14 protein-coding genes are annotated in these 15,450 nt (G+C 60.2%); 11 read left to right on the top strand and 3 right to left on the bottom strand.

Annotated elements, in window-relative coordinates; all coding sequences use genetic code 11:
- Positions 1-4: 4 nt before the first annotated feature.
- A complete protein-coding gene (locus ABRP88_RS00430) occupies positions 5-409 on the top strand; it encodes an Rv2175c family DNA-binding protein (RefSeq protein ID WP_005278391.1) in 405 nt (134 codons plus the stop codon).
- On the opposite strand, the gene ABRP88_RS00435 is transcribed toward ABRP88_RS00430, so the two are convergent.
- The 3 genes from ABRP88_RS00435 to ABRP88_RS00445 are packed head-to-tail and all read right to left on the bottom strand — an operon-like array spanning position 378 to position 3,595.
- Entirely contained in the window at positions 378-1,901 is a 1,524-nt protein-coding gene (locus tag ABRP88_RS00435; RefSeq protein ID WP_349835664.1) for an alpha-(1->6)-mannopyranosyltransferase A, read from the bottom strand. The two genes, ABRP88_RS00430 and ABRP88_RS00435, sit on opposite strands and share 32 nt — an antisense overlap.
- Before the next feature lie 8 nt (positions 1,902-1,909).
- Positions 1,910-2,989: a polyprenyl synthetase family protein gene (locus tag ABRP88_RS00440; RefSeq protein WP_349835665.1), complete on the bottom strand. Its 1,080-nt coding sequence runs from the start codon at positions 2,987-2,989 to the stop codon at positions 1,910-1,912.
- A gap of 51 nt (positions 2,990-3,040) precedes the next feature.
- On the bottom strand, positions 3,041-3,595 hold the full coding sequence (locus ABRP88_RS00445) for a GNAT family N-acetyltransferase (protein ID WP_284783553.1): 555 nt from the start codon (positions 3,593-3,595) through the stop codon (positions 3,041-3,043).
- 234 nt (positions 3,596-3,829) lie between these two features.
- Between ABRP88_RS00445 and ABRP88_RS00450 the strand changes: the two genes are divergently transcribed.
- From ABRP88_RS00450 to murD, 10 genes are all read left to right on the top strand, one after another.
- Positions 3,830-4,273 carry an SAV_6107 family HEPN domain-containing protein gene (locus ABRP88_RS00450; RefSeq protein ID WP_284783552.1) on the top strand — a complete coding sequence of 148 codons (444 nt, stop codon included), beginning with the start codon at positions 3,830-3,832 and terminating at the stop codon, positions 4,271-4,273.
- Between the two features lie 119 nt (positions 4,274-4,392).
- Positions 4,393-4,794: a DUF3040 domain-containing protein gene (locus tag ABRP88_RS00455; protein ID WP_284769508.1), complete on the top strand. Its 402-nt coding sequence runs from the start codon at positions 4,393-4,395 to the stop codon at positions 4,792-4,794.
- 441 nt (positions 4,795-5,235) lie between these two features.
- The gene (gene mraZ / locus ABRP88_RS00460; protein ID WP_034654127.1) at positions 5,236-5,670 is read left to right on the top strand and encodes a division/cell wall cluster transcriptional repressor MraZ; all 435 of its coding nucleotides are present in this window, start codon (positions 5,236-5,238) and stop codon (positions 5,668-5,670) included.
- A gap of 168 nt (positions 5,671-5,838) precedes the next feature.
- Positions 5,839-6,879 (top strand): 16S rRNA (cytosine(1402)-N(4))-methyltransferase RsmH, encoded by a 1,041-nt coding sequence (gene rsmH / locus ABRP88_RS00465; RefSeq protein ID WP_349835667.1) that lies wholly within the window; start codon positions 5,839-5,841, stop codon positions 6,877-6,879.
- The gene (gene ftsL / locus ABRP88_RS00470) at positions 6,876-7,706 is read left to right on the top strand and encodes a cell division protein FtsL (RefSeq protein ID WP_349835669.1); all 831 of its coding nucleotides are present in this window, start codon (positions 6,876-6,878) and stop codon (positions 7,704-7,706) included. Before rsmH ends, ftsL begins: the two co-directional genes overlap by 4 nt.
- A gap of 211 nt (positions 7,707-7,917) precedes the next feature.
- On the top strand, positions 7,918-9,786 hold the full coding sequence (locus ABRP88_RS00475; protein WP_284783564.1) for a peptidoglycan D,D-transpeptidase FtsI family protein: 1,869 nt from the start codon (positions 7,918-7,920) through the stop codon (positions 9,784-9,786).
- A 9-nt stretch (positions 9,787-9,795) separates the two neighbouring features.
- Entirely contained in the window at positions 9,796-11,331 is a 1,536-nt protein-coding gene (locus ABRP88_RS00480) for a UDP-N-acetylmuramoyl-L-alanyl-D-glutamate--2,6-diaminopimelate ligase (RefSeq protein WP_349835671.1), read from the top strand.
- A 2-nt stretch (positions 11,332-11,333) separates the two neighbouring features.
- Positions 11,334-12,863: a UDP-N-acetylmuramoyl-tripeptide--D-alanyl-D-alanine ligase gene (locus tag ABRP88_RS00485; RefSeq protein WP_284769512.1), complete on the top strand. Its 1,530-nt coding sequence runs from the start codon at positions 11,334-11,336 to the stop codon at positions 12,861-12,863.
- Between the two features lie 30 nt (positions 12,864-12,893).
- Positions 12,894-14,006, top strand: coding sequence for a phospho-N-acetylmuramoyl-pentapeptide-transferase (gene mraY / locus ABRP88_RS00490; protein WP_005278411.1), 1,113 nt, complete (start codon positions 12,894-12,896; stop codon positions 14,004-14,006).
- Between the two features lie 40 nt (positions 14,007-14,046).
- The gene (murD, locus tag ABRP88_RS00495; RefSeq protein ID WP_349835672.1) at positions 14,047-15,444 is read left to right on the top strand and encodes a UDP-N-acetylmuramoyl-L-alanine--D-glutamate ligase; all 1,398 of its coding nucleotides are present in this window, start codon (positions 14,047-14,049) and stop codon (positions 15,442-15,444) included.
- Positions 15,445-15,450 lie beyond the last annotated feature (6 nt).

The following is a 15,450-nucleotide window of genomic DNA, read 5'->3' on the forward strand; positions in this document are numbered from 1 at the left end:
CAGTATGGCCGATCCACTAGGCCGCGTTAAAGTAGGTGGCGTGACTAATGCAGAAAATTCCCTGAATTCCTTATTGGCCGGCGAAGAGCTGCTCAGCATGCAGCAGGTGGCAGACAAGCTAGGTCTTCCCATCACGCGCGCCTATGACCTGCTCCAGGACCGCAAATTCATTGTCTGGGACTCGCCCGAAGGCAAGCGTGTGCCGCTGGCATTCTTCAATGACAAGGGGAGCATCGCCAAGCATGTCACCGGCGTTATTACCGTGCTTACCGATGGCGGCTATGACGACGAGGAAATCCTGCGCCACCTATTTACCGCAGATGACTCCCTTCCTGGCCGGCCCATTGACGCCCTGCACGGGCACCTGGCGCGCGAGGTTATTCGGCGGGCTCAGGCGTCTGCTTTTTAGCCCTGCGTGTGGGCAGTTGAGGGCCTTTGTGCCCAATGCCATCGAACATCCACTGCGTTGCGGACCAGGACACAACGATGAGGCCGATGACCCAGAACCAGTTATAGAGCTGGTGGTTGCCGTCGCCGGAAAAGCTCAAGCTGATAAATAACGCTACGCCAGAGGTAAACTTCAGCAGCCACAGCGGCGGGCGGAAGGTGCCCATGAGCGTAAAGATGGAGGCGTAGTACCACGGCAGGGTCACCGAGTTGAAGACGAAGGCAACCTGGTAGGCCGCCGCGGTTCCCATAATGGCATCGCGGACAGTATGTCGGCTTAGCCACCACACGATGACTAAGCCGATGAGCATGCATACCATCGCGATCGTGCGCAGGACGCCCAAGATGGCGTTATAGGAGGCGTCCGGATCAAAAATGTGGACCGCGGGAACGATGATGTCTGCGGCCAATGTCGGGCCTGCCAAGGGGTTAATCACCTTGGAGTTGCCGCTGACCTGGGAAAGCCACCCCCATGAGGTGCCGGAGCCCCAAGTAATAAGCGCTACCGTGGCGATGATTTCCACGGCCGCGATGACCCCTGAGCAGAAGAAGGCTACCGCCGTGTGCACCACGGTAGAACCCTTAGGCGCGTAGCGGTGCACCATGAGCCAGACGATGAAGGGGGCAGCGAAGATCGCGGTAGCCTTCATTGCCACCGCCGTACCGACTAACAGCAACGCCGCGTGGAAGCGCTGGTGCAGCGCGGCCAATAGCCCTAAGGACACGAGGCCAACCATGAGGGATTCATTGTGCATGCCACCGATAAGGTGCAAGATGATGACCGGGTTGGCAACGCCAATCCACAGCGCGACCGCCGGATCCGCGCCGAGCTTTCGGGCGATGCGCGGCACCGTCCACGCAATGAGGACAAAGCCTGATAGTGAAAGCAGCTTATAGATGATGATCCCGGCGGTGACGTTATCGCCCACGACGGTGGTGACGATTTTGCCAATCCACAGGTGCAGTGGCCCATACGGGGTGGTGGTATTGCGCCAATCTTGCGAGACCTCCAGCAGGAAGGGCCCGGGGTTGATGGCGGCGCCCTCGGTATATGGGTCGAACCCATCGCGGACCATGGCGCCCTGCATGAGGTAGGAATACACGTCCCGGGAAGCCATGGGGCCGGCGAAAAGCAGCGGGGTGACCCATGCGATAAGGATGCGCTGTAACTCGCGTACCCCTCCCTCCGGGCGCGGGTGCTTAAGCTGCCGGCGAATAATCATGCGCCCGGCAAGCACCCAGGCGGCGGCGAGGAGGAAAATGCCCACCCAATACAGCACCAACCCGAGGTTGCGCCCGTGACCATATGATAAGAAGCCGATATTGAGCGCTTCGAGCACGCCGCCGCGATTGCGGGTCGAGCCGCCAGAAAAAGACGAGAACAGAAGTATGCACGAGGCCACGAGGCCCAGCGGGAGCGCGCGGGGGACTGGCAAGGAGTAGGTTTTGGCCACAGTGATACCTACTTTTGTCGCGTCGTCGCCTGAATGGCTAGATGCTCTAGCGTTTCCGTGATCTGCGGATCCACATGTGCCGCACGCAGATGAGCCAACCCGGATTCCGTCAACGCGGTAATGCGGCGCTCAATCTCATCGGGGGCGCCGGAATCCGCAATGATTTGGGACAGGCGCAGCAAGTCCTGCGAATCGGAGGTGCGGCCGATGAATTTCCGCAGGGTAGCGGCGGCGCTGGGATCGCGTTCATCGGCGCGCTGTAGCGCTAGGGCGAGAAGCTCCGTGCGCTTGCCTTCCCGTAGATCGTCCCCAGCGGGCTTGCCGGTGATCGCAGGATTCCCAAAAACTCCCAGTTGGTCATCGCGCAGCTGATAAGCAATGCCGATATCGTGCCCATAGCCGCGGAAAGCCGAGATTAACTCTTCGCTCGCACCCGCGATGGCAGCGCCCAAATGCAGGGGTCGCTCGATGGTATAGGCGGCGGTTTTATAGCGATTGACGGAATTGCTCAGCGCCACGGATTCGGAACCGGCTGCCTCGAGGGAAATATCGAGCAACTGGCCGCCCAAAACCTCGGTGCGCATTCCACGCCAAGGCTCGCGTGCACGTTGCAACGCCTGCGGGCTAAGCCCGGAATCCTGAAACATATCCTCGGCATAGACCAGCGCAAAATCACCCACCAAGATGGCGACCGACGTACCAAAGAATTCCGGATCCCCTAAGAAATCAGATTCCCGGTGGAGGCGCTCTGCTTCCCGATGCACCGTTGGTTTCCCGCGCCGGGTATTCGACGCGTCAATGATGTCATCGTGGATAAGTGCGCAGGCCTGGATAAACTCCAGCGAGGACGCCGCGCGCAGCATGGCCTCAGGGGATTCCGAGCCGCGGCCTGCGGCGAGGTAACCCGCCCACGCATACATGGGGCGCACCCTTTTTCCGCCATCGAGGACGAATGATTCCAAGAAGCTCATGGCGGTACTGACCGGGGCGCCGATCTCTGCCACGTGATCCCGGCGCTGATCCAAGAAGATGGCCAGTTTTTCGCGCACCGCGCCGGGGATATCCGCAAGCTCAGGAATATTCGTCATAGTCACACCTCCACACGATACCGCCTAGAGCCGAGAAGAAATAACGCAGGTTTATAGCGGCAGGCTCACTCCCAAAATGGCGAAGGGCCGGGGATCCGCGGGGTAGCGATGGTGACGCACGACATCAAAGAAGCCCACAGACCGGTAGAGGCGAAACGCCCCGTTGGCTTCCTGTGGCGCCTCCGGTGTTGATAATAAAGCGTATTGGGCAGGGATATTCCACAGCAGCCCTTCTAGTAGCTGCCTGCCTAAACCGTGTCCTTGAAAGGCCGGTAGCACGTGTACTTCGGCCACCTCAAAGTAATTGCGCAGCATGCGCCATTCGGACTCCGTTGGGCCGCCATTGCGGCGCAGGGCTCGGCGCAGCTCGGAATCCCACCAGCTATCCGGTGATCCCAAAAATCCATATGCCACGCCCACGACGCCGTTGTCATGCGTGGCGATAAGCGCTGTAAACCCTGGGCGCATGGAATCAGCCCGCCAATGGTCAACACTGCGCGAAAACGTGACCGGGTCATATCCCATGGCCTCGATGTATATCTCCACGAGCTGAGGAGACAACATTGAGAACTCTTGCGGGGTTAAGCGGCGGATTTCGAAACTCACGGTATCTATCTCACCAGATACGTGCGGCTACCGGCGGACGAGGGTGGGGTGGGGTTATTCCATCGAACATTAAAAACTATCGAACAATGTTCGATATGCAGGGATATATGGCTGGTAAAACTCTTGAGTAATTCGAACATGTGACCTAGAATAGAAACTAGATGTCCAGTCGGCTGCTTAAAGTCAACGGCAGTCGAACACGGTTAGTTATTGGCGCACTACAGGAGAAAAACAATGGCACAGATTATTTCGGCAACGCAGTCCCGCACTACCGGTCGCTTCACTGGCAAGCAGGGTGCGAAGCGGGCACACTTTTTATTTCAAGCCCGCGAGCTTTTAGATCAGGCGAGAAGCTACGCGGCGGAGGGTCGCTTTGATCAGGCGTTGGAGGTGGCCTATCAGTCTGCATTGCGTACGGCTGGCGCGCGGGTAGCGGTATCGGTGGTCTCTCGTCGCCGGCGCCTGCCAACGAGCGCGTGGGATCGCTTGGCTCTAATCGGGGCCGAAGAAAAGCAGTGGGCGGAGGCTTTCAAGTCCTATTCTCGCACTCGCGCCCGGGTGGCATCTGGTTTGGATGCAACTCCGGATGAGGAGTATGTCTACGGATTAATGCAGCAGGCAGCGCAGTTTTTAGATGAGAGTGAAGCCGAGACAATTCTGGGCTCTTTTGCGGCATAACCGCGGCATAATCACTGCTGAGAGGAATAACTACCTTTTGGGGAACATACTGGTTACTCTGGACGTTAGTATAGGTAGAAGATATATCGGCCGAAGCCCAGTCCCTAGTTGGAGGAAAAGTGTCTCTTTCTGAACAGGAGCAACGCACGCTCCGTGAAATAGAGGAATCGTTATTAGCGGACGATCCTAAATTTGGCGCTTCTGTGTCTGAATCTACCTCGATCGGCGGTTCCGGCGGCGCTTTTACCCTGCGTGGGGTTGCGCTCATCGTGGTTGGTCTGTGCATGCTCGTCGGCGGCGTGGCCTTGGCGCAGCAAAACTTGTGGTTTATTGCGCTGTCCATCGCCGGATTCCTTGTCATGTTTGCCTCTGGTGTGTGGATGCTTCGTGGCGACCAGCCCGCTAGCACAGGAAAGAAAAAGTCCACTAATGGGCGGGCAAAGAAGGCAGCGTCATCCCGTAGTAATGGAGTAGGCAGCAAGCTGGAAGAAAACTTCCGTCGGCGCTTTGAGGAGAGCTAACCGCGAACTTTTCATTTCCCCAGTCACCATAAAGGGTGGCTGGGGATTTTTTATGGCTCACCAAAATTTCCCACTTTGCCCCACCTTCTTACCAAAACTGCGGTGCGGTGGGGGATTGTGGGTGCTGGAGGGGGAAATACCTGGGCTCTATGCAGGCAATGCGCTGTGAGTGGCGTATGGGGTGAAGTAATTTTGATGTTGTAGGTGGGATTAAAGGGGTGGATCTCCGGGGGTGTCAAGGTGGGGCGCGGGAAATCTGCCCACCGTAAAAACACCCTTTTAACTGCACATACGTTTTGAGTTATTAAGAATATAGCGATTTAAGTGGGGCATGTGGGGGAAAGTGGGGTAGAGTGGGGCGCAGCGGAGGAATGGGGTTGAAAAACTCTCTTCTGACGTGAGGGAATCCGGAGTTGTCGAGTGAGGAAGGTGGACGCCGGGATGTTTCTCGGAACCTACACTCCGAAACTTGATGACAAAGGGCGCTTAACGCTTCCTGCAAAATTTCGTGATGAACTCGCAGGTGGCCTGATGGTCACTAAGGGGCAAGACCATTCTTTGGCCGTGTACCCGCGCGAAGAGTTCGCCGAACGCGCACGGAAGGCTGCGGCGGTTTCTCGAACCAATCCGGAAGCACGCGCTTTCATTCGTAACTTGGCGGCAAGTGCGGACGAACAGCGGCCCGACGGGCATGGTCGCATCACCTTGTCCGCAGGCCACCGTGAGTACGCGGGCTTGTCCAAAGAGTGCGTGGTGGTTGGCTCGGTAGATTTCCTTGAAATTTGGGATGCAGCCGCGTGGGCTGAGTATCAATCGCAAACTGAAGATGCTTATTCGGCAGCAGATGCCGATGACGTACTTGCGGGATTGCTGTAGAAGCCCGCATCTCGAGTGCGTGTAAGGACTCTGTCCGAGGCGGATGATTCTGGTGTACTTCCCCGATATCAGAAACCTGCCTCGGACAGGGCCCTATATGCACTCGTCGTGCTTTCCACGATAGGAAGTCCTGCACAGCGGAAATAAGAAAGGGGGACGCGGGGAGACATGGCTACAACTGACCTTAATTACGATGTGGCGGATAACCACGGCCATGTGCCGGTCATGCGCGAGCGCATGGCAGAGCTCCTGCGCCCCGGGGTAGAGGATGCGGGCTCGCAGGCTGTGCTTGTCGATGCCACCTTGGGTGCCGGCGGCCACAGCGAGTACTTCCTCCAGACCTTTCCGCAGGCGCGCGTTATCGGTGTGGACCGCGATGAGCAGGCATTACAGAATGCTTCGGCGAGGCTAGAGCCTTATGGTTCGCGTTTTTACGCGGTCAATGCTCGCTTCGATGAGCTCGGCACCGCCATTGCCAAGGGCGAGGGCGATATCTTTGAAACTGCCCGCGCCCACGGTATTGCGGGAGCCCTCTTTGATTTGGGTGTTTCTTCCATGCAGCTGGATCAGGCAGAGCGCGGCTTTGCCTATAAGACGGATGCGCCGCTGGATATGCGGATGGATCCGAGCCATGGACTTACCGCCGCTGACGTACTCAATACGTATTCGCACGGGGACTTGGCGCGGATTCTTAAGACCTATGGTGACGAGCGCTTCGCAGGCAAGATTGCCTCCGCCGTGCTCAAGGAGCGCGAGAAGGAACCTTTTAGCACCTCGGGCCGGCTGGTTGAGCTTCTTTACTCGACCATTCCGGCGGCAACGCGCCGCACGGGTGGGCATCCCGCAAAGCGCACATTCCAAGCGCTGCGGGTAGAGGTAAACCGCGAGTTGGAGGCCATTGAAAATGTGCTTCCCGTTATTACAAATGCGCTTTCCATTGGGGCGCGCGCGGTCTTTATGAGCTACCAGTCCTTAGAAGACCGCCTCGTAAAAGCGGCATTCAAGGACCTTTCTACGTCCACCACGCCTGCCGGCTTGCCGATGGACCTGCCGGGTACCGCACCGGAATTCGCCACGGTTACCCGTGGGGCCGAAAAGGCATCTCAGGCGGAAGTAGAAGAAAATTCCCGCGCCGCGTCGGTGCGCGTGCGCGCCCTAGAACGGCTTGAAGGCACGCCAGAATTTTTACCCCCGGGAGGCAAGAAATGAGCACCATCCCACGCCGAAACCAGCACTTAACGGATAGCCGCGACAGAGAGGCCACTCGCAGCATGGGCGCCAGCCGAGACTTCACCACCGGAATCGATACGGGAGCGCCTACCGCAGTGCGCGAGCGCACCTCCACCAGGACCACTGGCAAAACGGTGCGCCGCACGGCCCCCAGCCGTACCCGGGTGCCGCACCGCGGGCCGAACCGGCTTGGTTCGAAGCAGGTCGTCAGCTTCCGCGGCCGGCGGCTGCAACAGCAGACGAAGCAGAATAACGCTTTTGTCCGAGTTGCCGTCTTGGCCGTTACCTTGCTCATTGGCGGGGTAGTGCTGGCCATGTGGCTCTCGGGTTTGTCCACCTCGCAGACGTTTAAAATCCAGCAGCTGACGGTGCAGGAATCGCAGTTGGATAATCAGATTGAATCGCTGAATCGGGACGCCGAAAACTTGAGCTCCTCGGCTGATATTGCCCGCCGCGCGGATGAATTGGGCATGGCAGTGCCCAAGCAACCCGGCGTGACTGAGGTAGGCGGGGATGGAGAGATCATCGCCAAGCGCGAAGGCACCCCGGATACGGAAAAGCTTATCGATGTCAACGGTGAACCCATCCGCCCGGGCCAAGCCTCGAGCGATCCAAAGGATACGGAGGGGATGTCTGATTCTCTCAACGCCGTGCCGCGCGGACAGCAGCAACATGCCCGCGGCAACGATGCGGACGAGAACCGGGATGAGCACCGCGGCAGCGATGACGACGATAACCGCGATAACGCCAGCGATAGTCGCCCCAACCTTCCCGCCCGCGCGCCGTACACCAGCCAGGCCGATTAAACGGACAGAATAAGTGGTGAAATTCTCTGTGCTCGCGCGTGGTAGCGCGGGCACTGCCCATCTTGTAGGGCACAATCGATACACGCAAGAACCTGTGGCGGCGAAGGGAAGGTGACTGAGCACCGTGACTGCACCGAATAATGGTGGCAACCGTGGACACCGTCCGCGGCCGCGCCGCGCTGCTAGCTCTGTTGTGCCCCAAAAAGCGATCATGCGCCAGCGCCTGCGCATCATTTTGACCTGTGTTGTCGTCGCCACCGTCGCTTTGGGCGGCCGCCTTGCTTGGGTGCAATTGGTTTGGGGTCCAGACCTTGCGGCGAAGGCCGTTACCCAGCGCGAACGCGTCTACATCGACCCCGCCCGCAGGGGAGAGATCCTGGATCGGGATGGCCAGCGTTTGGCCTATACAATGAAGTCTCGTTCTTTGACTGTCTCTCCCACGCGCCTGCGCGATGAACTGAAAGAGCAGGCGAAGATGGAAGCCACGTCCGAGGGAAAACTCGAGGGCATGGATGAGAGCAAAAAAGATGAGTACCTCACCAAACAAATGGAGGACAAGCTCAAGGAGATGGCTGAGGGTATCCCGAAGATGATTGAGGATTCGGGTGCCTCTGCCTCCAAGGTGGATGCGGACGATATTAAAAACAAGCTCAAAGCCGATACGCAGTACGAGGTCTTGGTCCGCAATGTGGACCCGGATGTTGCCGTAGAGATTTCCAATAAGTACCACGGTGTGGCAGCTGACCGGCAGGATATCCGCCAGTACCCGAATGGGGCGATTGCAGAAAACGTCGTGGGCAAGGTCTCGATGGATGGCCACGGCCAATTTGGCTTTGAGGCGGCCCGCGATACCGAGCTGACCGGCATTGATGGGCAGTCAACGGAGGATGTCTCCACCGATGGGCAGGTTATCCCCGGCACCCTGCGCGATGTCGTGGATGCCGTTGACGGCCGCGACGTCACCCTCACCCTCGATTTGGATCTGCAGACTTACGTCCAGCAAAAGCTGGAAAAGGCTAAGGCCAATTCGCAGGCGGAGGGTGCCGAGGCTGTAGTGCTTGATGCCGCGACGGGCCAGGTGCTCGCCATGGCTAATACCGATACGGTGGACCCGAATAAGAATATCGAAGACCAGCTCAAAGAGGGCAAGGACTTTGAGAACCGCAGCATCTCCCACCCCTATGAGCCGGGATCCGTTGCCAAGATAGTGACGGCGGCAGCCGCATTGCAGGAGGGTATCACTACTCCGGACGAGGTGCACCAGGTTCCGGGCTCCATCGACATGGCTGGCGTGACCGTCAACGATGCCTGGACTCACGGCACCGAGCCGTATACCACCACCGGCATCTTTGGTAAGTCCTCCAACGTGGGCACCTTGATGATCGCGGATAAGCTCGGGCCTGAGAAATATGCGGAGTACCTGAAGAAGTTTGGTTTGGGCGCTAACACGGGCATTGAGCTGCCGAATGAATCCGCCGGCACGGTGCCAGACCAAGAGCAGTGGTCAGGCGGCACCTTTGCCAACTTGCCCATCGGCCAAGGTCAGGCGTGGACGACGCTGCAGATGGCTAGCGTGTACCAAGCGTTGGCCAATGGCGGCGAGCGCATCGAACCGCGCATCATCGACGAGATCAAAGACCCCGATGGCGAAACGGAAAAGCTGCCCGAGCCAAAGAAGACCCAGGTAGTAGACAAGGAAACCGCCAAAACTACGGTGGATATGTTCCGCGCCGTCTTCCAAGATGACGATGCCGGGGTGCAAAACGGTACGGCCGCTAATGCCCAATTGGATGGCTACCAGCTCTCCGGCAAGACCGGTACCGCGCAGAAGGTGGACCCGAATTCCGGGGCGTATTCTAATTCCGCGTACTGGATTACCTTCGCGGGCATTGCGCCTGCCGATGACCCACGTTTCGTCGTCGCAGTCATGCTCGATGAGCCTAAGTCCGGCGTGGAAGACAATGGTGGTGGCGGCCAGTCCGCGGCCCCCATCTTCCGGGATATTTCTTCCTGGCTGCTCAATCGCGACAATATTCCGACCTCGACACCAGCGCCGCGGATGACCCTGCGGGAACAATAGGAGCTTGAAATGTCTGTTTCCTTAGAAAAACTTGCGCAGCTTTCGCACGGACGCGTCATCGGTGATGGCACCGTTGAGGTCAGCGCGTGCGGATTGGATTCCACCAGCCTTCCCGAAGGCGCATTATTTGCCGCCCTTCCGGGCACGCGCGTGCACGGCGCGCAGTTCGTCGGGGATACCAAGGCGGGCGCGGTGCTTACCGATGCCCCCGGGCTCGACCACCTCCGCCAGGCCAACGAGATTCGGCCGATCATCGTGGTAGACGATATCCGCTCCGTCTTAGGCCCCATCGCCGCAGAAATCTATGGGCACCCCACTCGCGATCTTACGGTCTTGGGGATTACCGGCACGTCCGGCAAGACGACGACTAGTTACTTGTTGGAGGCTGGTCTCTTGCAGGCTGGCCACTCCGTAGGCCTTATCGGCACGACCGGCACCCGCATCAATCGCACGCCGGTGCCCACCTCCTTGACCACGCCGGAAGCCCCACGGCTGCAAGAGCTTTTCGCCCGCATGAAGGACGAGGGTGTTACCCACGTAGTCATGGAGGTGTCCTCCCACGCTTTGGAGCTCGGCCGCGTGCGCGGCACCAACTTTGCCGTGGCTGGGTTCAGCAACCTCAGCCAGGACCACCTGGATTTCCATCCCACGATGGAGGAGTACTTTTCGGCCAAGTCCCGGCTATTCCTAGGTGAGCAGGCCGCCGAGCGCGCGGTCATCTGCGTTGATGATGAGTGGGGTGAGCGTCTGCACGGAATGGTAGAAGACGCGGATACCCCGGTTACGACGGTGGCTACGCGCGCAGGCGATGCCACGATCTCCGCCCAGCAGACGGCCACCGAGGCTACCGGTGCACAGGAGGTTGACCTCAACCTAGATGGCACCGACTATTCCTTCCGGCTACCGCTGCCCGGCGAATTCAATATCGCCAACGCCGCGCTCGCCCTAGGGATGGCTACTGCGGTGGGCGAAGACCCGCAGGTCTTTTTGACCGGCGTGGAAAACGTCGCCGTTCCGGGCCGCATGGAAAGGATCGACCGCGGTCAGGACTTCGTGGCCGTAGTGGATTATGCCCACAAGCCCGCAGCCATTGCTGCAGTGCTCGATACCCTGCGCCTGCAATTGGAGGGCACCTCCGGGCGAGTGGGTGTCGTCGTCGGCGCCGGCGGTGACCGCGATAGCACCAAGCGCCCGATTATGGGAGAGGCTGCGGCCACCCGGGCGGATCTCACGGTGGTCACCGATGATAACCCGCGCACCGAAGACCCCGCCGCAATCCGCGCGGCGGTTATCCAGGGCGCCCGGGAGGCTGCGCCGGACGCCGATATCCGGGAGCAGGGCTCGCGCGCACGTGCCATTGATGAAGTCGTGGATTGGGCGCAGCCGGGCGATGCCATCATCGTCGTCGGCAAGGGCCACGAGGTAGGCCAGCTTGTGGGCGAGCGCACCCTGCACTTTGATGACCGAGAGGAAATGGCGCGCGCCATTGAGGAAAAGCTGGCGGGAACGGCGCATCGCGATACTCTTAGGGATACGAAGGAGTAGTAATGATTCCACTTTCTATTGGAGATATCGCCGCGATAACCGGCGGTAGCCTGGATAGCGTTGATGATCCCGATGAACGCGTGACCGGTTTCGTGGAGTTTGACTCGCGCAAAGTCACCAGCGGCAGCTTGTTCGTAGCCCTGCCGGGTGCCCGCGTCGATGGCCATGATTTTGCTGAGAAAGCCATAGAACAAGGCGCCGTGGCCGTGCTGGCCGCTCGGCCGGTGGGGGTACCGGCGGTCATCGTCAAGCCCCAAGGCCGCGTGACCGGTGATTCCGCGAATGCGGATATTTATGCCAATGATGAGGATGGTTCCGCCGCGGCTGTGATCGGGGCATTATCCGATCTCGCACGCGAGGTGACCTCCCGCCTCGCCGCAGAGCAGGGCCTGGATATTGTCGGCGTTACCGGCTCCGCGGGCAAGACCTCTACCAAGGATCTGCTGGCCACCATCTTCCGCGCTGAGGGCGAAACCGTCGCCCCGCCCGGCTCTTTCAATAACGAGGTGGGCCTTCCCTATACCGCCCTGCGCTGCGATGAGCATACGCGTTTCCTCGTGGCGGAAATGTCCGCGCGCGGGATCGGCCATATTCGCCACTTGACCGAGATCACGGCCCCTACGGTGGGCGTGGTGCTCAACGTGGGCACTGCCCACCTGGGGGAGTTTGGTTCGCGCGAAAATATCGCCCAGGCCAAGGGCGAGCTCATTGAGGCCCTGCCCGCCGCGGCAGACGGCGGGGTAGCGGTGCTGAATGCGGACGATCCCTTCGTGGCTTCTATGGCACCGCGCACGCAGGCCAAGGTGGTATTTTATTCCGCCAATCGACCGCAAGCCGCGGATGCGCAGTACTATGCCACAGACATTGAGCTTGACGATGTCGCCCGCCCGTCCTTTACCTTCCACGCCCCTGGCGTCGCGCCGATGGAGATTAAACTGCAGGTCTTTGGAAAGCACCAGGTCTCCAACGCCCTGGCTGCGGCCGCAGCGGCCATCGAATCGGGCGTGGAACCCACGGTTGTCGCGCGTGCGCTCAGCGGACACCAGACGAGTTCGGCGCACCGTATGGACGTGCGCACCCGCCGCGATGGCGTCACCGTCATCGATGACTCCTATAATGCCAACCCGGATTCGATGCACGCGGCGATTGCCGCCTTGGCCTATACCTCCGCGGCCCGTCCCGATGCCCGTTCCATCGCGGTGCTCGGTGAGATGGGCGAGCTCGGCGGCGAAGCCGTCGAAGCCCACCGCATTCTTGGATCGGTGCTCTCGAAGTACCATGTGGATCACCTCGTCGCGGTAGGAGAAGGAGCCCATACCGTAGCCATGGCGGAGGCCGCGCACGCGCACGGCATCCAGACTGAACTTTGCCCCGATATTGAGGCCGCGACGGCGGCCGTGGACAATATCTTGCGGGTAGCCCCTGCTGGGGTGGAGGATTGGTTCGCGCGCACGGCCAAGGACGTCGTCCTCGTGAAATCCTCGAATGCCCAGCGCCTGTGGCGCGTGGCAGAACAGCTCAATCGCCGATAGTCCCTATCTCAAGGAGAAAGATCTCTAGCAATGACTCAGATCATTATCGCGGGCGTCGTTAGTTTCCTCGTCGCGATTTTTACCACCCCAGTTTTGGTTCGGTATTTTTCTGGCGTCGGAAAAGGCCAAGAAATCCGCGAAGACGGCCCGCAGCTCCACCTGCGTAAGCGGGGCACCCCGACGATGGGCGGACTGGCGATCCTGCTGGCCATCACCGTGGCCTACCTCATCGTGGGAATTTATGCCCGCGCGACAGGCAACGGTGGATTTAGCCCCTCGGGGTTATTGGTCTACTTCTTGACCATGGGACTCGGCGGACTGGGTTTTGCTGATGACTTCATCAAACTGTTTAAAAAACGCAACCTCGGCCTTAATAAAACAGCGAAGCTGGTAGGACAGCTGGCCATCGCGCTCATCTTCGGCATCCTCGCCCTACAATTCCCGGATGCCAATGGGCTGACCCCCGCGTCCACAAACCTGTCATTCGTCCGCGACTTCGACACCTTCGATATTGCCGTCGGCGGCGCCGTTATTGGCACGATCATCTTCTTGGTCTTTTTGTACCTGCTCATCGCCGCGTGGTCGAATGCGGTCAACCTGACCGATGGCCTCGACGGCCTCGCCGCCGGTACCACGGCGATGGTGATGGGTGCCTATACGCTCATTAGCTTCTGGCAGTTCCGCAACTCGTGCTCGATTTCCCCGGCCGCCGGCTGCTACGAGGTCCGCGATCCCTTGGATCTTGCGGTTCTCGCGGCCGCGGGCCTAGGCGGCTGCCTCGGCTTCCTGTGGTGGAATGCCGCACCTGCGAAAATCTTCATGGGCGATACCGGTTCGCTCGCGCTCGGTGGCCTCGTCGCCGGCCTTTCTGTGACCACCCGCACCGAGCTGCTGATGATCATCATCGGCGCCATCTTCGTCATCGAGACGGTCTCCGTAGTCATCCAGATCGTGGTCTTCCGCACGACGGGCAAGCGCTTTTTCCGCATGGCGCCCATCCACCACCACTTTGAAAACGGCGGCTGGGCCGAAACCGCGGTTGTCACGCGCTTCTGGCTATTAAGCGCAATGGCCGCAATGGCGGGCATCTGCATCTTCTACGGCGATTGGCTCTCTGCAGTCAGCTTTGGAAACCTGCAATAAAAGTTTCGACACTAGATACTTAAGGATTGAGGCACTCATCATGGCTGAGCTACCACCTTTTCTGCGCGGGCGCGTCCTCGTCGCAGGAGCCGGCGTCTCTGGCCGTGGGTGCGTGGCGATGCTCGCGCGCCTAGGCGTAGATACCACCGTCGCCGATTCCAACGCAGCGGCCCTAGCAGCCTTGGCGGAAGAGTTCGGCGTGGCGACGGTATCAACCGATGCCCCGGCACCGGGCGAGTATGACCTGGTGGTGACCTCGCCGGGATGGCGGCCCGATTCCGCCCTCTTAGATTCCTTCCAGGCCGCAGGTGTGGAGGTCATCGGCGATGTCGAGCTGGCCTACCGTCTCGACCGCGCCGAGGTTTTCGGCCCACCTCGCACCTGGCTCGTAGTCACCGGCACGAATGGCAAGACCACTACCACGGGAATGCTGACCCAGATCATGCAAGCCGATACCGCCCGCAGCGGGCTACGCGCACAAGCCGTGGGCAATATTGGGGTCTCGCTTTTTGATGCCCTGACCGCCACCCCGCGGGTAGATGTGCTGTGCGCCGAGCTTTCGTCCTTCCAATTGCACTGGTCCAGCGAGCTGCGCCCCGATGTCGGCGTGCTGCTCAACGTGGCCGAAGACCACTTGGATTGGCACGGGTCCTTCGATGCCTACGCCCGCGCCAAGGCCAAGGCCTTGCGCGGCACTCGCGCCGTGGTGGGCAAGGACGATGCCGCGGCGGGCAGCTACGCCGAAGGAATCGACGGCGTGTACGGCTTTACCGCCGGCGAACCGGTTGCCGGTGAGATAGGGGTGAGCGCCGGGCGCCTGGTCTCCAGGCTGGACGGCGAGGACGCCATAGATCTCGCCTCCGCCGAGGGAATCGAGCCGGCGGGCCTTGCAGGTGTCCTCGACGCGGCGGCGGCCGCGAGTGTGGCGCGGTTGGCGGGTGCCAGCCCCGCCGCCATCAAGGAAGGCCTGGCCGCCTACGCGGTGGCTGGTCACCGCGGCGCCGTGGTACACGAGTACGGCGGGATTTCCTTTATCGATAATTCCAAGGCCACCAACCCGCATGCGGCCGATGCTGCCCTAGAGGGATTCGATTCCGTTGTTTGGGTCGCCGGCGGGCAGCTTAAGGGCGCGGATGTGGATGAGCTCATCGCTACTCACGCCGCGCGGTTGAAGGCGGCGGTGCTGGTGGGCATCGACAAGAGCATTATCGCTAAAGCGCTGGCCCGCCGCGCCCCGCAAACCCCGGTTGAGCTCATCGAGGCTACCGACCCGGAGGCAGCGATGAACGCTGCAGTGCGCGCCGCCGCGCAACACGCCGAGGCGGGCGATACCGTCCTCTTGGCGCCGGCTGCGGCATCGTTGGATATGTATACCGGAATGGCCCAACGCGGCGACCTTTTTGCCGCAGCGGCGCGGGATATCGCCCGCGCGCATTAGACCTTT

This window comes from Corynebacterium sp. KPL2734, from assembly GCF_040225595.1.
GTDB classification, from domain to species: domain Bacteria; phylum Actinomycetota; class Actinomycetes; order Mycobacteriales; family Mycobacteriaceae; genus Corynebacterium; species Corynebacterium rhinophilum.